The sequence below is a fragment of the Pseudoglutamicibacter cumminsii genome (genome assembly GCF_016907775.1).
Lineage (GTDB): Bacteria > Actinomycetota > Actinomycetes > Actinomycetales > Micrococcaceae > Pseudoglutamicibacter > Pseudoglutamicibacter cumminsii.
On sequence record NZ_JAFBCO010000001.1, the window covers coordinates 1,002,958 to 1,026,695 of the forward strand.

Below are 23,738 nucleotides of genomic sequence, written 5' to 3' on the forward strand. Positions count from 1 at the left end.
GAGCTTGCGCAGAGTAGTTAAACGAGGGTCGCAGCTAGCCGCAACAGCAGCTCTGCTGTTGCTCGGCCCGCGACTTCTTCGCGCCAGCGCGCCCGCGCAACCGTCTGGGATACCGCCTGGACTGTGACCCCTAGGGCCTCGGCGATCGCTTTCTGTTGCCCCCGCACGCCCGGAAGCAAAAGGTCGACCACAGCCCAATCGGCGGCAGACCTGCGCGCAACCACGTCCCCCAACAGGATCAACGCGCCCTCAGCGGCAGCCGCAGTTTCCGGTGCGGTGGGCAGGCCTTCGAGCGCGACACCAGCCGGGCCCGCCTCGACAGCCACCGGAACCGGCGCCCGCACCGTCCGCTCAACAGCCACGCGAGACCGAGCCGCCGCCGCATCGCCGGCGTCAGCGCCAGCAACCCCGATACCCACCCGGAACACTGCACCGTTCGGACCGGGCCGCAGCCCCGTCAATGCGGCCAAAACCGCATCGCGAGGGTCATCAACAAAGCCGGCCGCCTCATCGCCCACGGTCCGAGCGAAACCATCAGCCGCATCGCCCACCGACCGTTTAAGCGACTGCAGCAGAACACCCACGCCATCGCCGACGTCGCGGGTGTTCTGCTGCGTCAAAGTCACATGGAACAGGGGGCTCAGCCCTTGAAGCGCTCGATCGACTCCTGAAGTTCCTTCTCAGCGGCCGCGCGGTCAGCCCAGCCCTCAACCTTGACCCACTTGCCTGGCTCAAGGTCCTTGTAGCGGGTGAAGAAGTGCTCGATCTCCTGGCGCAAGAACTCGCCCAAGTCCTCAACGTCCTGGATGTGATCGAAACGTGGGTCGGAAGGAACGCACACAACCTTCGCGTCCTCGCCGCCGTCATCGGTCATGTTCAAAACACCGATCGGGCGAGCCTCAACAACAACGCCTGGGTGCAGGTCAACGTCTGGGATGTAAACCAGCGCATCCAGCGGGTCGCCGTCCAAGCCGAGGGTGTTGTCGAAGAACCCGTAGTGGGTTGGGTACTGCATAGGGGTGAACAGCACGCGATCCAGGTGGATGCGGCCGGTTTCGTGGTCCACTTCGTATTTGACACGGGAACCGGCAGGGATTTCGATGGTTACATCGTGCTTCATGTGTGCACTCCTTTTAACGGTGGGATGCCTGTTTAGCGACGGGATGCCTAGCCGAAAGGCGCAGGCTTTCTCTAGTTTTAAAGGGTAACCGACGGCGGCGAAGTAGGATTCCATTCATGACCACGCGTTCCCGATCTCAGCGTCGCTTCCTGATCCCTGTGGTTGTGGCGTTCTTGTTGGTCGCTACAACGCAGATCACGTCCGCGTATTTTGGGCGCCCGGATGAGCCTGCGGCTACCGCTAAGGTCCCAGATCTGCCGGTGGCTCCGTTGAGTGAGTCGGGGCCGGCACCGGACGCCGCGGTGTTGCAGGAAAAGGTCGATGCGGCAATCAAGGGCAGCCCGGGTCGGGTTGAGGTTTCGGTGGTCGATGCGGTGACCGGCGAGCAGGTCGCTCACGTTGGTGACGGCGCGGCTTTGATTCCGGCGTCTTCGTTGAAGGTTTTGACGGGCACTGCGGCGGTGGCTTCGCTCGGGTTGGAGCAGACGTGGGTTACGCGGACCGTGCTGGAGCATCGGGATGGTGAGGCGCCCGTTGTGTGGCTGGTTGCTGGCGGCGATGTGATGCTCGCGCCGGGCTCTGGAGACCCAAAGGTTGCGAATGGTCGCGCTGGTTTGAAGACGCTGGCTGAGCAGACCGCTAAAGAACTGAAAGCATCCGGGGCGCTAGAGGAGTCCGGCGGTTCGCTCACGGTTGGTGTGGATACCCGCATGTTTAGCGGCGAACAGCTGCACCCTGACTGGTCGGATGATCTGGTGTCCAGCCATAACGTCACCGATATTTCGCCGATCGCCGTGTTCGCGGGCCGCACTGACGCGGCGCATACCTCGCCGGTGGTGCGGCATCCGGATGCCGCGGCGTTGAAGACGTTCGCGGGGAACCTGAAGGACGCATTGGGTTCCGAGGTTACGGCGGTGGATGACGATGCGGAACCCGGCTTCCGTGAGGTTGACCCGTTCAACACGGGAACGGTTGAAGGTCAGCTCGCCGCGGTGCACTCAGCGACTGTACGCGAACAGCTCGCCTACGCAGAAGCCCACTCAGACAACGTGATTCTCGAAGTCTATGGCCGTCTCGTAGGCATCAAACTGGGCCGCGGCGGCACTGAGGAGGGCGCCGTCGAAGGGGTGACCCGCGTCCTTAAGGAACTCGAGGTGGACACCAGCAACCTCATCATGCGCGACGCCAGCGGCCTCTCCCCAGAAAACCGTGTTCCCGCCCGCACCCTCGCCGAGACCATGGCGCTAACCCTCAACGCCGGCGACCAAGCTAGCACCAAGAAAGCTGGCCCCAGCACAGCCAGCGCCAAGAAGGAAGCCCAGCGCATCCGTCGTGATCTGGCGTTCATACCAACAATGCTTCCGCGTGCCGGCGCCACCGGAACCTTGCAACACCGCCTAGACGGGACCAAGGCCAAGGCGCTCGTGCTCGGCAAAACCGGCACGCTCATCGACGTCATATCTCTTACGGGCGTCGTGACAACTAAGGAGGGCCGACCGCTCGGATTCTCGATCCTGTTCAACGACGTCGAAGGCAACCTGGATTCTGCGCGCGCCTCCGCCGACGCCGTCGCAACCGCGCTCGCCGACTGTGGCTGCCAATAAGCGGCCACCGATAACCGGCAACCATCAACGAAACCCCGCCACGATGAACAACGAACGCATCCCTCCCGCAGAGTTCCGGCGCATCCAACGCGCCCGCGAAGCCCTCCGCAACCGGCTACCCGGCGGGCTCAACTATGTCCTCGCGGTGTCCGGCGGCGCGGATTCGCTCGCGCTCGCCGCGGTGTGCGGGCAGATGCGCCGCGACGGGGACCTGACAGGCCATGTCACGGCGGCGATCGTGGACCACCAGCTCCAGCCGGGAAGCGCGGAAGCCGCGGAAGGCGCCGCGCAAGCGTGCCGCGAACTCGGCGTGGACCGCGTGGTGATCCGCCGCATCGTGGTGTCAGGTAAAGGCACAGAGAACGATGCGCGGGAGGCTCGATACCGCGAACTTGAGTTGGTACGGCAGGAAGTCGGCGCCGAGTTCCTGCTGACCGCCCACACCGCGAACGACCAAGCGGAACAGGTCCTGCTCGCGTTGGCGCGCGGATCCGGTACGCGCGCAATCGCCGGGATCCCGGATCGCCGTGGCCGGGTTTTGCGCCCGTTCCTCGACGTGTGGCGCGAAGACACGGAAGCCGTGTGCGAAGCCTACGGAGTGGAGCCGTGGGAGGACCCCACCAACGCAGACCCCGAATTCGCGCTGCGGAACAAGGTCCGGCTTGAACTCCTGCCCGAAATCACGCGGATCCTCGGCGACGGTGCGCTCGCCAACCTCGTGCGCACCGCAACCCAAGCCCGCCACGACGCCGAACACCTCGACAACGAAGCCCAAGCCGCACTCCAAGCCTGCGCGCTCACCGAAACCCCGGACGTCCTCGAAGGCCCACGCGCGTCAGGCCGAGCACCCATGCAATGGGACCTCGACCGCTACCTCCTCAAAAACGCGCCACAAGCGATCCGCACCCGCGTACTCCGCATCGCCGCGCAAACCGTTGGTGGACGCGCCCCCACCGCTGAACGCACAGCCGCACTCGAACGCCTCACCGCAGGCGAAGGCTCCGCCGGCCCCATCCAGCTCGACGGCTACGTCACCGCCCACCGCATCAAAACCACACCTGACCACAGCGTCATCCGGTTCATCGGGCGCCCGCCGGCTGCCGCATCGGACGCATCCACCGCATCGGACGCATAAAGACGCACGAAACCGCACAAATCTGCGCACAAATCCTGCAGAGAACCCCGCGGTGTGCAAACATGTAATGAAGCGGCTTTGCACATTCGAAGCCGCCGGCCACAACATCGTGTAAAAAGGGGAAGTTCGTGAAGCCAGAACACGTCGCCGATGACCTAAAAAATGTACTCATGTCGCGTGAGGAAATCGATCAGGTTGTTCGCGACCTGGCCGCACGAATCGATGAGGACTACGCCGGCCGCGACCTTCTGCTCGTCGGTGTTCTCAAGGGTGCCGTGATGATCATGGCTGACCTTTCGCGCGCGTTGAAGACCAACGTTTCGATGGATTGGATGGCGGTGTCCTCCTACGGTTCCGGCACGCAGTCATCGGGTGTTGTGCGGATCCTGAAGGACCTTGATACCGACCTCATGGGCCGCGACGTGCTCATCGTTGAGGACATCATCGACTCGGGCCTGACGCTTTCGTGGTTGATTTCAAACTTGAAGTCGCGTGGCCCGCGCTCGCTGGAGATCTGCACGTTCCTGCGCAAGCCGGATGCGGTCAAGGTTGATATCGATGTCAAGTACGTGGGTCGTGACATTCCGAACGAGTTCGTGGTCGGTTACGGCTTGGACTTCGCGGAGAAGTACCGCAACCTGGATGCGCTCGGAACGCTCGCCCCGCACGTGTACCAGAGCGAGCAGTAGCCCGCGGAGTAGCGCGGGTGCCTCTTTCGCGGCAGGCGAGGGGTAACCTAGAACTTCAAAGTATGTAAGTCGGTTCACAGCCGCCCTAAAGCAGCCGGCGATGGCGAAAACAGCTGGCAGCGACAGGTGGGGTAGGCGCTGTGGCTAAGAGGAAGGCGCGTCAGCGCATCAATGGACAAGACGACTCAGCCTAAGAAGAAGCTGTATCAAACCTGGTATTTCTGGGTGATTCTGGGTGTCGTTGGGCTCATGGTTGGTATGTCCGTTCTGTTGAGCGGGCAGCGTAACGAGGTTCCGACGTCGGTTGGTTTGAAGCTCCTTGAGGACAAGAAGGTTACCCGCGTTGAACTGAACGACGACGGTAACCGGGTTGAACTCACCACTTCGGATCCGGTTAAGCATGAGGGCCGTGACCTAGGTAAGAAGGTCACGTTCACGTATTCGGTGACGCGTGGTCAAGAGGTTGCTAAGGCGATCGCGGCGGCGGAGCCGGAGAAGGGCTTTGAGGATCGTCCGCAGACGAGCAACTGGCTGTTGTCCACGTTGGGTCTGTTGTTGCCGATGATCATCATCCTCGGCTTGTTCTTGTTCCTGATGTCGCGTGCCCAGGGTGGTTCCGGCAAGATCATGCAGTTCGGTAAGTCCCGGGCGAAGATGATCAATAAGGACATGCCGGAGGTCACGTTCAAGGATGTGGCTGGCGTGGATGAGGCTGTTGAGGAGCTCCGCGAGATCCAGGAGTTCTTGCAGTATCCGCAGAAGTTCGCGTCTGTTGGTGCGAAGATTCCGCGTGGTGTTTTGCTGTATGGCCCTCCGGGTACCGGTAAGACGCTGGTTGCGAAGGCTGTTGCTGGCGAAGCGGGCGTTCCGTTCTTCTCGATTTCGGGTTCCGATTTCGTTGAGATGTTCGTTGGTGTGGGTGCGTCCCGCGTGCGTGACTTGTTTGAGCAGGCTAAGAGTTCGTCGCCGTCGATCATTTTTGTTGATGAGATCGATGCGGTGGGCCGCCAGCGTGGCGCCGGCATCGGTGGCGGTAACGATGAGCGTGAACAGACGCTGAACCAGTTGCTGGTTGAGATGGATGGTTTCGATGCGAATACCAACGTCATCTTGATTGCTGCGACGAACCGTCCGGATGTTTTGGATCCGGCCCTGTTGCGTCCGGGTCGTTTTGACCGTCAGGTTCCTGTTGAGGCGCCGGATCTTGCTGGCCGTAAGAAGATTCTTGAGGTTCACGCGCGCAATAAGCCGCTGGTTGATGGGATTGACCTTGAGGCTGTCGCGAAGAAGACTCCTGGCTACACGGGTGCGGATCTTGCGAATGTTTTGAACGAGGCTGCGTTGTTGACGGCTCGGTCTAACGCGCATTTGATTGATGACCGTGCGATTGATGAGGCGATCGACCGCGTCATGGCGGGCCCGCAGAAGCGTACCCGTTTGATGCGTGAGCATGAGCGTCAGGTGACGGCGTACCACGAGGGTGGTCACGCGTTGGTTGCGGCTGCTTTGCGTCATTCAGCTCCGGTTACGAAGATTACGATTCTTCCGCGTGGCCGCGCCCTGGGTTACACGATGGTGGTGCCGACGGAGGACCGCTATTCGGTGACCCGTCAGGAGCTGTTGGATCAGCTCGCGTATGCGTTGGGTGGCCGCGTCGCGGAGGAGATCGTGTTCAACGATCCGTCCACGGGCGCATCGAACGATATTCAGAAGGCAACTGACACTGCCCGCAAGATGGTGACTCAGTACGGGATGAGTTCCGAGGTGGGTATTGTCCAGCTCGGCACTGGTAACGGTGAGCCGTTCTTGGGCCGTGAAGCTGGGCAGACCCGCGATTACTCCGAGGGCATGGCCGAGGTTGTGGACAAGGAGGTTCGTCAGCTCCTGGATAACGCTCACGCTGAGGCGTACCAGATTCTGACTGAGAACCGCCATGTTCTGGACCGCTTGGCTAAGGAACTTCTGGACCGCGAGACGCTGAACCAGGCTGAGGTGGCGGAGATCTTCCATGACCTCGTGAAGCTTCCGGAGCGTAAGCAGTGGCTGTTCGACGAGGCTCGCCCTGGTCAGGATCTGCCGCCAGTGCGTGGTGAGCGCGACATCAAGCGCGACCCGCAGGGTGAGGGAACCGAACCGAAGCCGGGCGATGGTGTGACGGTTGTCGATCCTCCGGCCGGAGGAACAGAGTTGCCAGGCGGGGAACCGCAGGGACCAGGCGCCTAATTCGTTGCACTGAGCTCGCTAGCGCGTGTTTTCGTTAGGTGTTGCTTGGAGCTAACTGGGCTAGAACCAACGGGCTTTTCTGTTCTAAGATCGAACTGATCTGTTACCGACGCCTAGTTAGGTTGTTATGAACACCCCTGACTTTTCCTCAATGACTGAGGCGGATGTTAGAAATAATCCGCACTTGGATGCGAATGCGTTGATGAACATCGCGCAGGCGCGTCCGGATCTGCGTTCCGCGGTGCGTCAGCACCCTAATTGCTATCAGGCTCTTGCTGAGTGGATCGATAGCCAGTCGGGTGGTGGTCAGCAGCAACCGCAGCAGCAGTCGCAGCAGCAAAACCAGTTCCAACAGCACCAGCCTGCGCAGAGCTACAACACTGGCTACGGTCAGCAGGGTCAGTCTCAGCAATACGGTCAGAATCAGTATGGCCATGCGCAGCAGAACCAGTACCAGCAGGGTGGCTACGGTCAGGCCCAGCAGTACGGCCAGAACCAATATGGCCAGCAGCAATACGGTCAGTCGACCTATGGGCAGGCTGGCCCGGGCTTTTCCGCTCCAAAAGACTGGACGGGTTGGCTTCCGTTCATCATCGCGGGTCTAGCGGTTCTTAGTTTCATTGCGATTTTCTTGCCGGCGGTGTCGGCCAAGAATCCATTTGGGGGCGAGAGCCTGTCTGGTTCGCTTCTTGAACTTGAGGACTCCGTTGGTGTTTTTGCGATCTTTGCGATGATTCTGGTGATCGCTGCTGTTGTCCTGCCGGTTGTGACGTTTTTTGTACCGCGGAAGCCACTACCTTTGATCTACCCAATCGCAGGGATTGCCGCTGGTGCCATGGGTGTCATCACCTACATTGTGATGTTCATCCAGATCGGTGCCCGCCTTAACAAAGCCCGCGAGGAAGCTGGGCGGTACGGTGTCTCCCTAGAGGATACCGGCGTCACATTGGGTCCCGCGTTCGGTACCTTCGTTGGTTTGATCGCGTTCGGTTTGCTTTTGGCTGCAGGTCTTCTCGCACTTCTGATGGAGTTGAAGGGTAAGGGCCTCAGTGCGAAAGCTCAGCCAGCTTTGGCAGGTAGCTCCAACGCGGGCGCGTGGGGCCAGCAGTCTTCTCAGAACAACCAGTACGGTGGTTACGCTCAGCAGTCGCAGTACACGCAGCAGGGTCAGCATGGTCAGCAGGGTGGCTACGGCCAACAGGGCCAGTACGGTAACCAGCCTCAGCAGTACGGATCCTACGGTTACGGTCAGCAGCAGGGTAACCAACAGCAGGGTCAGCAGCAGTACGGTCAGCAGTCGTCCGAACAGTACGGGCAGCAATTCTCTGAGATCCAAGAGCCGGCTCAGAGCGAGCCAGTTGTTTCGGAGCCGACTGTTTCTGAACCGGAGTCGGTGGCTTCGGAAGAGCTGTCTTCCGCTGAATCAGCAACGTCTGAGCCTGAGGTAAATGTTGAGCCAGTGGCTGAGACCTCTGAAGAGGTAAGCGAGGAGCCAACACCAGCTGCTGAAGCTGAACCAGTTCAGGAATCAGCTGACGTAACTGCCCAGGAGCCAGCTGAATCACCGGCTGAGGAATCGGGGGAGACGGTGCCGGCCGACGCATCGGCTGCCGATTTGCAGCAGCTTGCAGCGACTAAGCCTGAATTGTGGGAGCAGATCTGCCAGCACCCTAACTGCTACCCAGCATTGGCGGAGTGGATCAAACAAAACCAAGGCAACAATTGATTCATCTGGAGGACCAGGGTCTGGGTGCGTAGCCCATCCTGCATCTCCGTTGTGAGAAGATGCCCCAAGAGGAGACTCTTGGGGCATCTTTCGTAACTACATCAGGAAGCCTTCTACGGTTCGTTTTGGGGCTTTGATGAATGTGGCGCGTTCACGGCCAGATCTGCGTGCCACGGTGTGTTAGCACCCGAGCTGTTATCCAGCTTTAGCTGTCTGAATCAAACGGGCGCAAACTATGAATCATTAGAGCATTCCTCGTCGGGTAGTAAAGGGATGTGGCCCATGGATAGGGGTCACATCTCGGCGCGTTAAAGACTGTTTCAAGCTTCGGGAAGAGTGTAGGATAGATCACAGTTGCGAATACAGAATGCAGTGTTCGCATATCGAACTTTTCTGTGATCGTTTGACCGCGATATCGTTTCACCGCAATGGAGCCAGAATGCAGTTTCACCACAACGGCTATGTGACCGGAGACCCCCTCATCAAGGAAGCCGCAGGCGTCGGCATTAACCGTAGTGAAGACCTTCCGGAGGTCATGGACGTACTGATCGTGGGTGAAGGCCCCGCCGGTATGACGACCGCAGCACAGCTTTCAGTCTTCCCGCAGCTCGATGTGCGCCTGATCGAGCGCCGCGAACACGAGTTGCAGGTCGGCCAGGCAGACGGCATCCAGGCTCGCTCCGTCGAAACGTTCCAGGCCTTCGGGTTCGCAAACCGCGTGATCGACGAGGCCTTCCACCTCCGCGAAATGGCGTTCTGGAAGCCGGACCCAGAAAATCCGAAGAACATCGTCCGCGCGGCACTCGCTCCGGATGACCCGCACGGTGTCTCCGAATTCCCGCACCTGATCATCAACCAGGCGCGCATCATGCAGTACTTCGGCGAGTTCATGCGCAACCAGCCATCCCGCATGAAGCCGAACTACGGCATCGAATACCTCTCCCACGAACGCGACGATTCCCAGGAATACCCACTGCTCGTCAACCTGCGGTACACGTTCGGCGAAAAGGCCGGCGAAGAGTTCTCGGTCCGCACCAAGTACCTCGTCGGCGCAGACGGTGCGCGTTCACAGATCCGCCGCGACATCGGCGCAACCCGCGTAGGCCAGCAGGCCGCACACGCGTGGGGAGTCGTGGACTCCATCGTCGAAACTGACTTCCCAGACTGGCGCACCAAGTGCGCCATCCAGTCCCACGACGGCGGCTCGATCCTCCACATTCCACGCGAAGGTGGCGCGATGTCGCGCATGTACGTCGACCTCGGCGAAACCGCTCCGGACGACGACGGCAAGGTCCGCCAGACCCCGCTCGAAGAGATCGTTCGCCACGCCAACGAGATCCTCCACCCATACACGGTCGAGGTTAAGAACGTTGCCTGGTGGTCGGTTTACGAGGTCGGCCACCGCGTGACCGACCGCTTCGACGACGTCCCTGTCGAGGAAGCCGGCAAGAAGATGCCGCGCGTCTTCATCCTCGGCGACGCCTGCCACACCCACTCCGCTAAGGCCGGCCAGGGCATGAACGTGTCGATGCAGGACGCATTCAACCTCGGTTGGAAGCTCGCACACGCCTTGCTCGGCACCGCCCCGCAGGAGATCCTTTCGACCTACACGGGTGAGCGCCAGGTCATCGCCCAGAACCTCATCGACTTCGACATGGAATGGTCCTCGATGATGGCCCGCAAGCCAGAGGAATTCGAGAACCCGAGCGACCTCGAGGACTTCTACGTCCGCACCGCTGAGTTCCCAGCGGGCTTCATGACCGAATACGAGTCATCCATGGTCTGCGGCGGCACCAAGCACCAGGCGCTCGCCGAGGGCTTCACGGTTGGTAAGCGCTTCAAGTCGGCGTGGGCTACCCGCCGTTGCGACGGCGTGCGCGTCCACCTTGGTCACCTCGCTGAGGCCGATGGCCGCTGGCGCATGTATGTGTTCGCTGACGGCGCGCACCCAACCGAGCACTCGGCGGTGGATGACTTCGCTGCCTGGCTTAAGGACGACGAAGCCTCACCACTGGTTGGTGGCGAGCTCGGCGGCCGCCCGCGTCACGAGTGGTTTGACGTCAAGGTCATCTACCAGCAGTCGCACGAAGAGTTCGAGGTCTTCGACGCGCCCGAGGTGTTCCGCCCACGCTACGGCAAGTACAACATCATGCAGTGGGAGAACGTGTTCGCCGCGGCTCTCGGCAACGCCGACCGTGAGCGTCAGGAAATGAACCCTGTTGCGCTCAGCCGTGACATTTTCGATGAGCGCGGTCTCTCGCGTGACGGCGTGGTTGTTGTTGTGCGCCCTGACCAGTATGTTGCGCAGGTCCTTCCGTTGGATGCCACTGATGAGCTGAGCGAGTTCTTCAAGGGCGTCCTCTCGGAGTCCTAGAACGTTCTCAAGAACTGGGTGTCTTTGTGACGGTTGAAACTGAGGGCCGTGCGGGGGCGTCTGCGGCGGGTTCGCAGACGCTCTCGCGCGGCCTGAGTTTGTTGGAGGCTATCGCGGAGCATGAGCAGGGTCTCACGATTCCGCAGTTGTGCGATCGGGTTGGTTTGCACCGCTCGATTGTGTACCGCCTGTTGCGTACGTTGGAGGCGCACAACATGGTGGTGCGTGGGTCGGATGGCGTGGTGACGTTGGGTCCGAACTTGTTGGTTTTGGCCCGTTCTGTGAACCGTGATGTTCAGGCTGCCGCGTTGCCGGAGTTGACGAGGTTGTCGCAGGATCTGCAGATGACGGCGTTCATTGCGGTTTTGACGCAGAATCACGTGGTCACGTTGGTTTCGGTTGAGCCGAAGACCGACGGTGCCGCGCTGGTTCAGCGTCCGGGTTCGTCGCATGCGTTGGATGCTGGCGCCCCGGGTGCGGCTATTCGTGCCCAGTTGGGGCCGGCGGAGTTGGAGGCGCGCGGTGTCGCTACCCCGGAGTTGTTCGGGGATGCCGCGCGCCCGTATGCGAAGAGCCGTTCGCAGGTTTTGGATGGCGTGAGTTCGATTGCCGTTCCGTTGCGGGTTCCGGGGTATGCCGCGGCCTCGCTTGGGGTGGTGTTTGTGAGCCGTGAGAACGATGCGGGGGTTGCGGCTGCTTTGCATCGTTCGGCTTCGCTGATTGAGGCTGATCTGTTGTAGGTCGGTAGGCTGTGAGCATGTCGAATGTGGACTCCGAGGGTTTTGATGTGATGGGCGAGAATTCAGACGCTGTAGCTGGCCAGGTTGATCAGCCGCGGATTGAGCGCGCTGTCCGTGAGATTTTGTTGGCGGTGGGTGAGGATCCGGACCGGGATGGTTTGGTGGATACACCGGCGCGTGTGGCGCGTGCGTATGCCGAGGTTTTCTCGGGCCTGCATATGGATCCGGCTGAGTTGTTGTCCACGACGTTCGATATCGATCATTCGGAGATGGTCTTGGTGAAGGACATCCCGTTTTATTCGACGTGTGAGCACCATTTGGTTCCGTTCCATGGCCGCGCCCACATCGGCTATATTCCGGGTGTTTCGGGCAAGGTTACGGGGTTGTCGAAGCTTGCCCGGCTGGTTGATTTGTTTGCTCGGCGTCCGCAGGTTCAGGAGCGTTTGACGACTCAGATTGTTGAGGCGTTGGAGGAGCATTTGCAGCCGTGCGGCGCGATTGTGGTGATTGAGGCTGAGCATTTGTGCATGTCGATGCGGGGTGTGCGTAAGCCTGGGTCGACGACGACGACGTCGGCTGTGCGTGGTCAGTTGCGTGAGCCTGCTACGCGTGCTGAGGCGATGGGCTTGATTATGGGGCATGGCCGTTAGCTTTTTGTGTGGCGGGTAAGCTAGGGGTAGGCGGCTTTGTGCCGCGTGTTCGTTGCGAATCGTCTGGAAGGTCGGTTGATGTTCAACCTCGCTGCAACTCCTGGTACTGGTCCTAACACGTCTGCTTTGCCTGTGATCCGTGCGAAGTCTCGTGAGGATGCTTGGGCTGATTTGCCTCATGATCGTTGCTTGGTGATGGGTGTTTTGAATGTCACTGAGGATTCGTTTTCGGATGGTGGCCGTTTCCTGAATGTTGATGCGGCGATTGCGCATGGTGTTGAGATGATGCGTGCGGGCGCGGACATTATCGATGTGGGTGGTGAGTCGACGCGTCCGGGCGCTGATTTTGTGGATCCTGAGGTTGAGGTTTCCCGTGTGGTGCCTGTTGTGAAGGGTCTTGTTGCGGCGGGTGCTGTGGTTTCGGTTGATACGACGCATGCGTCGACTGCGCGTGCGGCGTGGGAGGCTGGCGCGCATCTGATTAATGATGTTTCGGGTCTGACGTTTGAGCCTGAGATGGCGCAGGTTGTTGCTGAGCTGGGTGCTCGTGTTGTGTTGACGCATCGTCGTGGTGATCAGAAGACGATGGTGGATCACGCTGAGTATGGCGATGTTGTGGCTGAGGTGGTTTCGGAGCTGGTGGAGGTCCGGGATCAGTTTGTTGCAGCGGGTGTGGCTCGGGAGAACATTATTTTGGATCCGGGTGTGGGTTTCGCGAAGAACGCTGAGCATGATTGGGCTGTTTTGAATGCGACGGATCGTTTTGTGGCTTTGGGTCATGACGTTTTGATTGGTACGTCGCGTAAGCGTTTCTTGGGTCGTTTGTTGGAGGAGCGTAAGCGTCCGCATGAGGTTGCGGATCGTGATGCTGCTACGCATGCGACGAGCGCGTTGGCCGCGGCGTCGGGTGCGTGGGCTGTGCGTGTTCATGATGTTGCTGGTACGCGTGACGCTGTGGAGGTTGCTCGTGCGTGGGTGAACCCGGCTGAGGCGGTTGAGGCGTGAGGCCTTTCCAGTGGGATGGTCATGACGTCATTACGATCAGCGGGATTTCTGCGACAGGTTTTCATGGCGTTTTCGACCATGAGCGGCGTGAGGGCCAGACGTTCGTTGTCGATGTGAAGGTTGCGACGTCGTTCCGGGTGTCTGCTGCGTCTGATGATGTTTCGGACACGTTGGATTATGGCTTGATGTCTCAGGCCGTTGTTGAGGAGATTCAGGGCGGCCCGCACAACTTGATTGAGAAGTTGGCGTCGGTGATTGTTGACCGTTTGATGCGGGATTTCGCTCCGCTTGCGGTGCAGGTTACGGTGCACAAGCCGCAGGCGCCTATCTCGGTGCCGTTTGGCGATGTGGCTGTGACGATGAGCCGCAGCCGTTCATAACGTTGGATGCTTCGTAGGGTTGGAGGCTGTTGTGTCGCAGGGGTCTGACTCGCAGGGTTCTGAGTTCAATGCATCGGAGCCGCATGAGGTGGAGCAGGGCCCGCTTCCGGAGGTTTTGACGCAAGAGCCGGGGTACCCGGTGATCGCTGTGATCGCGTTGGGCGCGAACTTGGGTGACGTTGTTGAGACGTTGGCGTTGGCGCGCGCGGAGATCGCGGCGTTGGATGGCGTCACGGTCACGGGTGAGTCGCCGATGGTGGTGACGGATCCGGTGGGCGGCCCAGAGGGTCAGCCTGAGTACTTGAACCAGGTCGTTGAGGTTTCGACGACGTTGTCACCTGCCGCTTTGCTGGAGCAATTGCAACGTATTGAGTTGGAGCATGGCCGTACTCGTGAGGTGCGGTGGGGTGCTCGGACGTTGGATTTGGATGTCATCACGTTTGGTTCTGTGGTGAGTGATCATCCGTTGTTGACTTTGCCGCATCCGCGCGCGTTGGAGCGTGGTTTTGTGGTGATTCCGTGGTCGTGGATGGATCCGGGCGCGTTTGTGGGTTCGGAGTCTGTGTTCCGTGTTGCGCGTGAGCTTGAGCCTTTGGGTGGGGTGCGTCCGTATATGGATCCGGCGCATCGACTGCCGGACTCGCGTGACGCCGCCGCTGAGACCAGCGGCACTGCATCTTCCGACGGTGACGGGGCTTCCGCATCGTGATTAAGTTGCGTGTTTTGCCGCTGCTGATTGGCTGGTTCGTGTTCGCGGCTGCGGGGTTGCTGCTGTCGACGCTGCTGGCTGTTGCGGGTGCGAACGTGTGGGCGGTGGGGTGGACGTCGTCGGCGGCGTTGCTTGCGGTGGCTGTTGTCGCGTTTGTGCTGGGTTTGTGGGTGTATTTGTCGCGGACGCGGCGCACGGATCGGCGGATCGACCCGTTGGCGGCGGTGCGCGTTGTGGTTTTTGCCCAGGCTTCCGCGCTGGTGGGGCTGGCGGTTTCGGGTTTCCATGCGGGCGTTGTGGTGGATGTGGCGTTGCATGGCGCTGTGGGCTCGCCGGTTTTCTGGCGTTCCGTGTTCGCGGTGGCGGCTGGCGTGATTGTGGCCGTGGTGGGGCTCGTGGTGCAGCGGTTGTGCACTGTGAATTCGGATGATGACGACGAACCCGGCCCAACGGAAGGAGCTCCAGATGCAGCATGACGATGCGGTCCACGCGGCCGAGGAACCGCGGGTTGCCGATACTGCGCAGCCGGGCGGGCAAGAGCCTGCACAGCCGCAGCCGTGGGTTGCGGATCATGAGTGGATCCCGGTGGATCCGCGGCTGGCGAAGGTTCAACATCTTGCGAATTTCTTCTCGACTGTGGCGTGGGCGGCCGGGGGTTGTGTTCCGTGGCTGTTGACGCATTTCGATGTGTGGGCCGCGCCAACCTGGCTTGTATGGGCTGGCTGGATTCTGGCTGCGTACTCGCTGGTGAGCGGGGTTGTTCAGGCTTTTCTGATTGGGCCGCGTGTGCGCAGCATGGGCTGGATGCTGCGGGAGAACGATTTCACGTATCGCGTGGGGATCATTCTCCGCCGGGTTGTGGTGGTGCCCTATGGCCGGCTTCAGTATGTTGATTTGACGTCGGGGCCGTTGATGCGTCGGTATGGCTTGTGTGAGGTGTCGTTTAAGACGGCCGCGGCGGAGAGCTCGCCCGATATCCCTGGCTTGACTCAAGCGGATGGCGAGCGTTTGCGTGATGAGCTCGCGGCGCGAGGTGAGCAGAAGCTCGCCGGGATTTAGGGGGCGTTGTGTCTAGCGTTCCTGAAGAAGTTGAGTGGAAGCGGGTCCACAAGGCGACGCCGCTGGTGCGCGGTTGGGTTATTGTCGCGCTGGTGGCGTTCAATTTTGTGCGCAGCTGGGTTGAGTCGTTTGTGAGTGGTGGCTCGTCCGGCGTCGACGGCGAGGGTAAGGGCCAAGGCAAGGGGGAGGGTTCTTCAGGGTCGTTTGATTTTGCCTCTGAAGACCTGCTGATCCTGGGGGTGTCGCTTGTCGTTGCGGTTGGCATGGTCGTGTATTCGTGGTTCATGTGGCGGGCCATGGGGTATCGGATCACGGAGAACCGCGTTGAGGTGCGGCAGGGTGTCTTCATGAAGAACGTGCGTCACGCCCGCATCGACCGGATCCAGAGCGTTGATATCAATCGGCCTATTTTGGCGCGTATCTTCGGCCTTGCTGAGCTCGAGTTCCATGTCGCCGATGCGCAAGAGGCCGCCGCGAAACTCCAGTACGTGACGTACCGGCAGGCTAAGCAGTTGCGTGAAGACATCTTGCGGGCCGCCCGCGGTGAGCAGCGAGCGGCGGCCGCGGCGCAGGCTGAAGCGACTGCACAGACCGAGGCGACGAGCGGCGCGATAACTGAGCCGCGCATCGAGCATTCGAGTGAACCGTCGACTCAAGCGATAACCGACCCGCACATGGGGCATTCACATGATCCACACATCGACGTTTCGCAAGCACAGGCCGAACGCCCCCTCGTTATGGTTCGGATGGGCCGCCTTGTGACGGCGGCGTTGATGCGTCATGTGGGTTTCGGTGCCGCTGTGGCCCTCGGGTATGTGGTGACCGCGCTCATCACGTCCTCTTTTACACGGCCTCTCGTGGTTTTCGGGCCGCTGGTCCTCGCGTGGGCCGGCCTCGTGTTCTCGATGGTCAACACGAACGGTGGCTTCGTGGTGAGCGCCGGCCGAGACGGCCTGGTTTTGAAACGCGGCTATACCGAATCCACCAGCACCACCGTCCCGCCGGAGCGTGTGCACGCGTTGGGTCTTGAGCAGCCGTTGCTGTGGAAGCTGACCGGCTGGTGGCGGGTTATCGCGAACGTGCCGTCCGACGGGCTCGCTGAGGCGAAGAGCAACGTCCTGTTGCCGGTGGGTACGTTCCAGGAGGCGCTCGCCGTGGTTGCTGCGTTGATCCCGAATCCGGGGACGGACCGCACCAGGCCGCTCGTTGTGGCGGCGGTGGATCAGCCAAGCGCTGAGCCGGAGTTTGTTGTTAGTCCGCGGAAGGCGCGCTGGCTTTCGCCGATTGCGGGGCCGCGGCAGGCGTTCGCGGTCACGCAGACGATGCTGATCATCACGTCGGGACGCCTGGTGAAGAGGGTCGCGTTTGTTCCGCATCAGCGCACACAGGGGGTCGCGTTGGTGCAGGGGCCGCTCGCTAGGTCGGCAGGCGTTGCCACCATCACAATCGGTACGGCCGCGGGGCCGGTGGACACCGAGATCTACGATGTGGCGGAACAGACCGCGGAAGCGTTCATCCTGCAGCAGGCGGAGCGGGCCGCCGCCCTCGCGGGCTGGGTGGATAAGAACCACTGGGGTGAGGCGTCGTGAGTTTTGGTTCGTTGAGTTCTTCTTTGGGTTCGCGCGCTCCGCGGTTGGGTATCGGGATTATTGGTGCCGGTCGCGTGGGTCCGGTGGTTGCGGCGGCGTGGAGGTCCGCGGGGCATCAGATCGTTGGGATTTCGGTTACGGATGAGCGTTCCGCCGACCGCGCCGAGGCGATCCTTCCGGGCGTCCCTCACATGACCACGGCCGACGTCTTGGAACGCAGCGAAGCCGTCGTGTTCGCGCTTGATGCCGCGACGATCAAGGAGGAAGTCGCATCGGCTGCGGCTGCGCAGCGTTTTCAGATGGGCCAGTTGGTGATCCACACATCGCCGGCGCTAGGGATCGACGTTCTGACTCCCGCGGCGGAGGCTGGCGCGATTCCGCTCGCGATCCACCCTCTGCTCCGCTTCACCGGCACGAGCATGGACGTCACTGCGTTGAATGGTGCGCGTGCCGCGGTGTCTGCGCCGAAGCTCATGGTTCCGGTTGCATTGGCGCTGGCTGTTGAGTTGGGTTGTGAACCGTTTGTGCTCGATGAGGATGACCGGGATCTGTATGCCGCGGCCGTAGCTGTGGCTACGGAGCCGGTGTCTGCGTCGGTTGCGTACGCGTGGGATGCGTTGAGCTCGGTGGGTGTTGACGACCCGAGCGCGGCGTTGGGTCCGTTGGTGCGTTCCTCTGTTGATGCGGCGATCGCTAGTGGTTCTGGCGCGGGTGTTGGTTTTGCGCGGGGTTTGACGCCGGAAGCGGTGGAGTCTGCGCGTCGCGGCTGGTCTGGGCCTGATGCGCCGGTGGGTGCGCACGGCTTCTATGTAGCAATGGCGACGGCGGCCATCACCAGGGCTGTAGGCCGGGGCGAGATCTCAGATTCGCATGCGGCAGCAGTGCTCGATGCGCTGCGGCGAGGATAATCTGACGAGAATAGCTCCGGGTGAAAGTGGGTCTTTTCTCGCGTGATCAAACAGTTTTCCGGCAATTTTTAGTGACGCTAGCCACAAAAATTCGGTGAATTTCGGGTGAACTGAAGGGCTGGTGCGATGCAAAACCGCGGAATCACGCGGTTTTTGGGGACATTTCCTTGGCTGGTGAGGGTTCCACGTCGATTTGCACGATGTTCGGAACTGCCGTAATGTTTTCTCTTGTCGCCGCGAACGGCTCCGACCGAAAGAGGTCGTGAGAGCACTGAGGCGACCAACCCACTGAAACTCAACCAAGAAATTGGTCGGTATTCAGTGCGCCCTTCGGAGCGGACTGCAGGTCACTGCAGCGAGCTGGTTGGGTGTCTGTTGTTTGAGAACTCAATAGTGTGCCAAGTTTGTTTGTTGATACCAAATATTTTTTTGTTTGGTGGTTGCCTGCATGCTCTTGATCCCTGTCAGGGTGTGTGGGTTTCTGCTTGGATTAGATGTTGACCATGCTGTGGGGGCGTTTTCCCGTCTCTTCGTGTGGTTGTCCGCTTTTTGAACATCGTTTTTTGTTTTTTGCGGAGAGTTTGATCCTGGCTCAGGATGAACGCTGGCGGCGTGCTTAACACATGCAAGTCGAACGCTGAAGCCTGGTGCTTGCACTGGGTGGATGAGTGGCGAACGGGTGAGTAACACGTGAGTAACCTGCCCTTGACTTCGGGATAAGCCCGGGAAACTGGGTCTAATACTGGATATGACCTCCTGCCGCATGGTGGGGGGTGGAAAGATTTATCGGTTGGGGATGGACTCGCGGCCTATCAGTTTGTTGGTGGGGTAATGGCCTACCAAGACGACGACGGGTAGCCGGCCTGAGAGGGTGACCGGCCACACTGGGACTGAGACACGGCCCAGACTCCTACGGGAGGCAGCAGTGGGGAATATTGCACAATGGGCGCAAGCCTGATGCAGCGACGCCGCGTGAGGGATGACGGCCTTCGGGTTGTAAACCTCTTTCAGTAGGGAAGCAGCCCTTTTTGGGTGACGGTACCTGCAGAAGAAGCGCCGGCTAACTACGTGCCAGCAGCCGCGGTAATACGTAGGGCGCGAGCGTTATCCGGAATTATTGGGCGTAAAGAGCTCGTAGGCGGTTTGTCGCGTCTGCTGTGAAAGCCCGGGGCTTAACTCCGGGTGTGCAGTGGGTACGGGCAGGCTAGAGTGCAGTAGGGGAGACTGGAATTCCTGGTGTAGCGGTGGAATGCGCAGATATCAGGAGGAACACCGATGGCGAAGGCAGGTCTCTGGGCTGTTACTGACGCTGAGGAGCGAAAGCATGGGGAGCAAACAGGATTAGATACCCTGGTAGTCCATGCCGTAAACGTTGGGCACTAGGTGTGGGGGACATTCCACGTTTTCCGCGCCGTAGCTAACGCATTAAGTGCCCCGCCTGGGGAGTACGGCCGCAAGGCTAAAACTCAAAGGAATTGACGGGGGCCCGCACAAGCGGCGGAGCATGCGGATTAATTCGATGCAACGCGAAGAACCTTACCAAGGCTTGACATGGACCGGATCGGCGCAGAGATGTGTTTTCCTTTCGGGGCTGGTTCACAGGTGGTGCATGGTTGTCGTCAGCTCGTGTCGTGAGATGTTGGGTTAAGTCCCGCAACGAGCGCAACCCTCGTTCTATGTTGCCAGCACGTTATGGTGGGGACTCATGGGAGACTGCCGGGGTCAACTCGGAGGAAGGTGGGGATGACGTCAAATCATCATGCCCCTTATGTCTTGGGCTTCACGCATGCTACAATGGCCGGTACAATGGGTTGCGATACTGTGAGGTGGAGCTAATCCCAAAAAGCCGGTCTCAGTTCGGATTGGGGTCTGCAACTCGACCCCATGAAGTCGGAGTCGCTAGTAATCGCAGATCAGCAACGCTGCGGTGAATACGTTCCCGGGCCTTGTACACACCGCCCGTCAAGTCACGAAAGTTGGTAACACCCGAAGCCGGTGGCCTAACCCTTGTGGGGGGAGCCGTCGAAGGTGGGACTGGCGATTGGGACTAAGTCGTAACAAGGTAGCCGTACCGGAAGGTGCGGCTGGATCACCTCCTTTCTAAGGAGCACTCAACGCCACAACCCGCATGGATTTATGCGTGTGTTTGGTGGTGTCAGAGATATGTGGTGCTGCTGTCACGGGTGTTGACAGGTGCCATGCTCATGGGTGGAATATCAACGAAACCACACACTCCTTTATGGTGTGTGGGTCTTGGCGCATTGTTGGGTCCTGGAGCAACAGGCCACCACGTGTGTGGTGTGGTTGTTTCTCTGGTTGTCCCCTGCCTGATCCTTCTTCTGTTCTGTATGGAGCGGTGGTTGGTGGGTGTGGGGTTGTTGTTTGGTTACTGCATAGTGGACGCGAGCATCTTGTGAGGATGACGCCCCCTCTTTTTTGTGGGGTGTTGTTTTCATGTATGTGATTTTCTCAACCCGACATAGCCAGTTTCTGGTTGTGTGGGTTGTGTTTTGTTGCTCATGAATCAATGGTTTGCACTTGTGTGTGTAAGTTGTTGAGAGCGTATGGTGGATGCCTTGGCATCAGGAGCCGATGAAGGACGTGGGAATCTGCGATAAGCCTGGGGGAGTTGATAACCGGACGGTGATCCCAGGATGTCCGAATGGGGGAACCCCGCATGCTGTGAGGTGTGTGACCTGACACTGAATATATAGGTGTTATGGAGGGAACGAGGGGAAGTGAAACATCTCAGTACCCTCAGGAAGAGAAAACAATAGTGATTCCGTTAGTAGTGGCGAGCGAACGCGGATGGGGCTAAACCTGTATCGTGTGATACCCGGCAGGGGTTGCGGTATAGGGGTTGTGGGTGTATGTGTCCAGTTACTGCCGTGGCTGGCTGGTGAGGTGCGGGCGTGGAGACGAAGCAGTGTGAGTGCTGCACCGTAGAGGGTGTGAGTCCCGTAGTCGTATGATGTTCCGCCGCTAGATCGTATGACCCGAGTAGCACGGGGCTCGTGGAATCTCGTGTGAATCTGCCAGGACCACCTGGTAAGCCTGAATACTACCTGATGACCGATAGCGGATCAGTACCGTGAGGGAATGGTGAAAAGTACCCCGGGAGGGGAGTGAAATAGTGCCTGAAACCATGCGCTTACAAACCGTCAAAGCCCTTATACGGGTGATGGCGTGCCTTTTGAAGAATGAGCCTGCGAGTTAGTGCTGTGTCGCGAGGTTAACCCGTGTGGGGTAGTCGTAGCGAAAGCGAGTCTGAATAGGGCGTTGAGTGGCACGGTCTAGACCCGAAGCGGGGTGATCTACCCATGGCCAGGTTGAAGCGTGTGTAAGAGCACGTGGAGGACCGAACCCACCTAGGTTGAAAACTGGGGGGATGAGCTGTGGGTAGGGGTGAAAGGCCAATCAAACTCCGTGATAGCTGGTTCTCCCCGAAATGCATTTAGGTGCAGCGTTACGTGTTTCTTTACCGTGGTAGAGCTACTGGATGGCTGATGGGCCCTACAAGGTTACTGACGTCAACCAAACTCCGAATGCGGTGAAGTGAGAGCGTAGCAGTGAGACTGTGAGGGATAAGCTTCATGAGTCGAGAGGGAAACAGCCCAGAACATCAGCTAAGGCCCCTAAGCGTGTGCTAAGTGGGAAAGGATGTGGAGTTGCTGAGACAACCAGGAGGTTGGCTTAGAAGCAGCCACCCTTGAAAGAGTGCGTAATAGCTCACTGGTCAAGTGATTCCGCGCCGACAATGTAGCGGGGCTCAAGTACACCGCCGAAGCTGTGTCACTCCACATATTGTGGGGTGGGTAGGGGAGCGTCGGGCATGTGGTGAAGCCTGGGTGGAAACCATCAGGTGGAGCGTGTTCGAGTGAGAATGCAGGCATGAGTAGCGAATGGCGGGTGAGAAACCCGTCCGCCGAATGATCAAGGGTTCCAGGGTCAAGTTTTTCTTCCCTGGGTGAGTCGGGACCTAAGGCGAGGCCGACAGGCGTAGTCGATGGACAACGGGTTGATATTCCCGTACCGGCGAAGAACCGCCCATATCGAAGCGATGATGCTAACCACCCCAAGCATGCTTGACTGGCTACTTAGTAGCTGGCTGGTGTGTGCGGCGTGGGACCCGAATTGTGGAGGTAAACGTGTTAACAGGTGTGACGCAGAGAGGTAGCCGGGCCAGGCAATGGAATCGACCTGGTCTAAGAGTGTAGGCCGGTGTATAGGTAAATCCGTACACCACTTGAGGCTGAGACTTGATGGGCGCCCACAAATTGGTGGGTGATCCGGTGATCCTGTACTGCCAAGAAAAACATCGACGTGAGGTTCTAGCTGCCCGTACCCGAAACCGACACAGGTGATCTGGTAGAGAATACCGAGGCGAACGAGAGAATCATGGTTAAGGAACTCGGCAAAATGCCCCCGTAACTTCGGAAGAAGGGGGGCCTGCCCCGTGACCCCCACGTGCTGGGGTGAGCGGGTGTGGGCCGCAGAGACCAGAGGGAAGCGACTGTTTACTAAAAACATAGGTCCGTGCGAAGTCGCAAGACGATGTATACGGACTGACTCCTGCCCGGTGCTGGAAGGTTAAGAGGACCTGTTAGAACCCTTGTGGTTCGAAGCGGAGAATTTAAGCCCCAGTAAACGGCGGTGGTAACTATAACCATCCTAAGGTAGCGAAATTCCTTGTCGGGTAAGTTCCGACCTGCACGAATGGAGCAACGACTTCCCTGCTGTCTCAACCATGAACTCGGCGAAATTGCAGTACGAGTAAAGATGCTCGTTACGCGCAGAAGGACGGAAAGACCCCGTGACCTTTACTATAGTTTGGTATTGGTGTTCGGTGCGGTTTGTGTAGGATAGGTGGGAGACTGTGAAGCAGCCACGCCAGTGGTTGTGGAGTCATTGTTGAAATACCACTCTGATCGTATCGGATGTCTAACCTCGGCCCGTGATCCGGGTCAGGGACAGTGCCTGATGGGTAGTTTAACTGGGGCGGTTGCCTCCTAAATGGTAACGGAGGCGCCCAAAGGTTCCCTCAGCCTGGTTGGCAATCAGGTGTCGAGTGTAAGTGCACAAGGGAGCTTGACTGCGAGACTGACAGGTCGAGCAGGGACGAAAGTCGGGACTAGTGATCCGGCAGTGGCTTGTGGAAGCGCTGTCGCTCAACGGATAAAAGGTACCTCGGGGATAACAGGCTGATCTTGCCCAAGAGTCCATATCGACGGCATGGTTTGGCACCTCGATGTCGGCTCGTCGCATCCTGGGGCTGGAGTCGGTCCCAAGGGTTGGGCTGTTCGCCCATTAAAGCGGCACGCGAGCTGGGTTTAGAACGTCGTGAGACAGTTCGGTCCCTATCCTCTGCGCGCGTAGGAAATGTGAGAAGGGCTGTCCCTAGTACGAGAGGACCGGGACGGACGAACCTCTGGTATGTCAGTTGTACCGCCAGGTGCACCGCTGATTAGCTACGTTCGGGAAGGATAACCGCTGAAAGCATCTAAGCGGGAAGCCTGCTTCAAGATAACATTTCCATCCAAACTTGTTTGGGAGAGGCCCCCAGCTAGACCACTGGGTTGATAGGCAGGAAGTGTACGCACGGACCATAGACGTGTTCAGCTGACCTGTACTAATAGGCCGATCACTTACACACCAACACATCATCCTCAAACAACGAGGGGTTCGCGTCCACTAAGCGGTCACCACACCACAAACCCACCCCCAACACAGCAGCCATAACGCTGCAACCCGGGGTGACACACACGTAACCGAATACAGAACACTATGCACACGTAGTAACAAGTTTCCCCAGCCAACACCACAACGA

The 23,738-nt window shown here is 59.5% G+C and carries 17 protein-coding genes and 2 rRNA genes; 17 read left to right on the plus strand and 2 right to left on the minus strand.

The genetic code is table 11. The annotated features are described in order from the left end of the window. Positions 1 to 17 precede the first annotated feature (17 nt). Both JOD50_RS04660 and ppa read right to left on the minus strand, forming a co-directional pair. Complete coding sequence (locus JOD50_RS04660; RefSeq protein WP_239541526.1) at positions 18 to 620, minus strand: hypothetical protein; 603 nt, start codon at positions 618 to 620, stop codon at positions 18 to 20. A 20-nt stretch (positions 621 to 640) separates the two neighbouring features. Next, the gene (ppa, locus tag JOD50_RS04665; protein WP_204880598.1) at positions 641 to 1,120 is read right to left on the minus strand and encodes an inorganic diphosphatase; all 480 of its coding nucleotides are present in this window, start codon (positions 1,118 to 1,120) and stop codon (positions 641 to 643) included. A 116-nt stretch (positions 1,121 to 1,236) separates the two neighbouring features. On the opposite strand from ppa, the gene JOD50_RS04670 reads away from it, so the two are divergent. From JOD50_RS04670 to JOD50_RS04750, 17 genes are all read left to right on the plus strand, one after another. Then, positions 1,237 to 2,724: a D-alanyl-D-alanine carboxypeptidase/D-alanyl-D-alanine-endopeptidase gene (locus tag JOD50_RS04670; RefSeq protein WP_204880599.1), complete on the plus strand. Its 1,488-nt coding sequence runs from the start codon at positions 1,237 to 1,239 to the stop codon at positions 2,722 to 2,724. Between the two features lie 43 nt (positions 2,725 to 2,767). Further along, complete coding sequence (tilS, locus tag JOD50_RS04675) at positions 2,768 to 3,859, plus strand: tRNA lysidine(34) synthetase TilS (RefSeq protein ID WP_204880600.1); 1,092 nt, start codon at positions 2,768 to 2,770, stop codon at positions 3,857 to 3,859. A gap of 170 nt (positions 3,860 to 4,029) precedes the next feature. Then, positions 4,030 to 4,548 carry a hypoxanthine phosphoribosyltransferase gene (gene hpt / locus JOD50_RS04680; protein WP_204881539.1) on the plus strand — a complete coding sequence of 173 codons (519 nt, stop codon included), beginning with the start codon at positions 4,030 to 4,032 and terminating at the stop codon, positions 4,546 to 4,548. Positions 4,549 to 4,719: 171 nt separating this feature from the next. Further along, positions 4,720 to 6,771, plus strand: a complete 2,052-nt coding sequence (gene ftsH, locus JOD50_RS04685; RefSeq protein WP_204880601.1) for an ATP-dependent zinc metalloprotease FtsH — start codon at positions 4,720 to 4,722, stop codon at positions 6,769 to 6,771. A 151-nt stretch (positions 6,772 to 6,922) separates the two neighbouring features. Further along, positions 6,923 to 8,497, plus strand: coding sequence for a variant leucine-rich repeat-containing protein (locus tag JOD50_RS04690; RefSeq protein WP_204880602.1), 1,575 nt, complete (start codon positions 6,923 to 6,925; stop codon positions 8,495 to 8,497). A gap of 439 nt (positions 8,498 to 8,936) precedes the next feature. After that, positions 8,937 to 10,871 carry an FAD-dependent monooxygenase gene (locus JOD50_RS04695; RefSeq protein ID WP_204880603.1) on the plus strand — a complete coding sequence of 645 codons (1,935 nt, stop codon included), beginning with the start codon at positions 8,937 to 8,939 and terminating at the stop codon, positions 10,869 to 10,871. Positions 10,872 to 10,897: 26 nt separating this feature from the next. Further along, the gene (locus tag JOD50_RS04700) at positions 10,898 to 11,611 is read left to right on the plus strand and encodes a helix-turn-helix domain-containing protein (protein WP_204880604.1); all 714 of its coding nucleotides are present in this window, start codon (positions 10,898 to 10,900) and stop codon (positions 11,609 to 11,611) included. A gap of 50 nt (positions 11,612 to 11,661) precedes the next feature. Next, a complete protein-coding gene (gene folE / locus JOD50_RS04705) occupies positions 11,662 to 12,261 on the plus strand; it encodes a GTP cyclohydrolase I FolE (protein WP_204881540.1) in 600 nt (199 codons plus the stop codon). 45 nt (positions 12,262 to 12,306) lie between these two features. Beyond that, a complete protein-coding gene (folP, locus tag JOD50_RS04710; RefSeq protein ID WP_338052015.1) occupies positions 12,307 to 13,266 on the plus strand; it encodes a dihydropteroate synthase in 960 nt (319 codons plus the stop codon). Next, positions 13,263 to 13,646, plus strand: a complete 384-nt coding sequence (folB, locus tag JOD50_RS04715; RefSeq protein ID WP_204880605.1) for a dihydroneopterin aldolase — start codon at positions 13,263 to 13,265, stop codon at positions 13,644 to 13,646. The genes folP and folB overlap by 4 nt, the downstream gene beginning before the upstream one ends. A gap of 31 nt (positions 13,647 to 13,677) precedes the next feature. Then, positions 13,678 to 14,355, plus strand: coding sequence for a 2-amino-4-hydroxy-6-hydroxymethyldihydropteridine diphosphokinase (gene folK / locus JOD50_RS04720; RefSeq protein WP_338052016.1), 678 nt, complete (start codon positions 13,678 to 13,680; stop codon positions 14,353 to 14,355). Beyond that, positions 14,352 to 14,831 (plus strand): DUF3180 family protein, encoded by a 480-nt coding sequence (locus JOD50_RS04725; protein ID WP_204880606.1) that lies wholly within the window; start codon positions 14,352 to 14,354, stop codon positions 14,829 to 14,831. Before folK ends, JOD50_RS04725 begins: the two co-directional genes overlap by 4 nt. Further along, positions 14,821 to 15,414, plus strand: a complete 594-nt coding sequence (locus JOD50_RS04730; RefSeq protein ID WP_204880607.1) for a PH domain-containing protein — start codon at positions 14,821 to 14,823, stop codon at positions 15,412 to 15,414. The genes JOD50_RS04725 and JOD50_RS04730 overlap by 11 nt, the downstream gene beginning before the upstream one ends. 8 nt (positions 15,415 to 15,422) lie before the next feature. Beyond that, complete coding sequence (locus JOD50_RS04735) at positions 15,423 to 17,003, plus strand: PH domain-containing protein (RefSeq protein WP_204880608.1); 1,581 nt, start codon at positions 15,423 to 15,425, stop codon at positions 17,001 to 17,003. After that, entirely contained in the window at positions 17,000 to 17,911 is a 912-nt protein-coding gene (locus JOD50_RS04740) for a DUF2520 domain-containing protein (RefSeq protein ID WP_338052017.1), read from the plus strand. The genes JOD50_RS04735 and JOD50_RS04740 overlap by 4 nt, the downstream gene beginning before the upstream one ends. 569 nt (positions 17,912 to 18,480) lie before the next feature. Continuing rightward, positions 18,481 to 20,011: ribosomal RNA gene (locus tag JOD50_RS04745) — 16S ribosomal RNA — on the plus strand. Between the two features lie 444 nt (positions 20,012 to 20,455). Continuing rightward, positions 20,456 to 23,564 (plus strand): 23S ribosomal RNA (locus JOD50_RS04750). Together the 16S and 23S rRNA genes form the textbook arrangement of a ribosomal RNA operon. The last annotated feature ends 174 nt before the right edge of the window (positions 23,565 to 23,738 follow it).

Bases quoted from the DNA above. Each gene is read 5' to 3' on its own strand.
- ppa (WP_204880598.1), bottom strand. From the start codon at position 1,120: ATGAAGCACGATGTAACCATCGAAATCCCTGCCGGTTCCCGTGTCAAA.
- JOD50_RS04670 (WP_204880599.1), top strand. From the start codon at position 1,237: ATGACCACGCGTTCCCGATCTCAGCGTCGCTTCCTGATCCCTGTGGTT.
- tilS (WP_204880600.1), top strand. From the start codon at position 2,768: ATGAACAACGAACGCATCCCTCCCGCAGAGTTCCGGCGCATCCAACGC.
- hpt (WP_204881539.1), top strand. From the start codon at position 4,030: ATGTCGCGTGAGGAAATCGATCAGGTTGTTCGCGACCTGGCCGCACGA.
- ftsH (WP_204880601.1), top strand. From the start codon at position 4,720: ATGGACAAGACGACTCAGCCTAAGAAGAAGCTGTATCAAACCTGGTAT.
- JOD50_RS04690 (WP_204880602.1), top strand. From the start codon at position 6,923: ATGACTGAGGCGGATGTTAGAAATAATCCGCACTTGGATGCGAATGCG.
- JOD50_RS04695 (WP_204880603.1), top strand. From the start codon at position 8,937: ATGCAGTTTCACCACAACGGCTATGTGACCGGAGACCCCCTCATCAAG.
- folE (WP_204881540.1), top strand. From the start codon at position 11,662: ATGGGCGAGAATTCAGACGCTGTAGCTGGCCAGGTTGATCAGCCGCGG.
- JOD50_RS04730 (WP_204880607.1), top strand. From the start codon at position 14,821: ATGCAGCATGACGATGCGGTCCACGCGGCCGAGGAACCGCGGGTTGCC.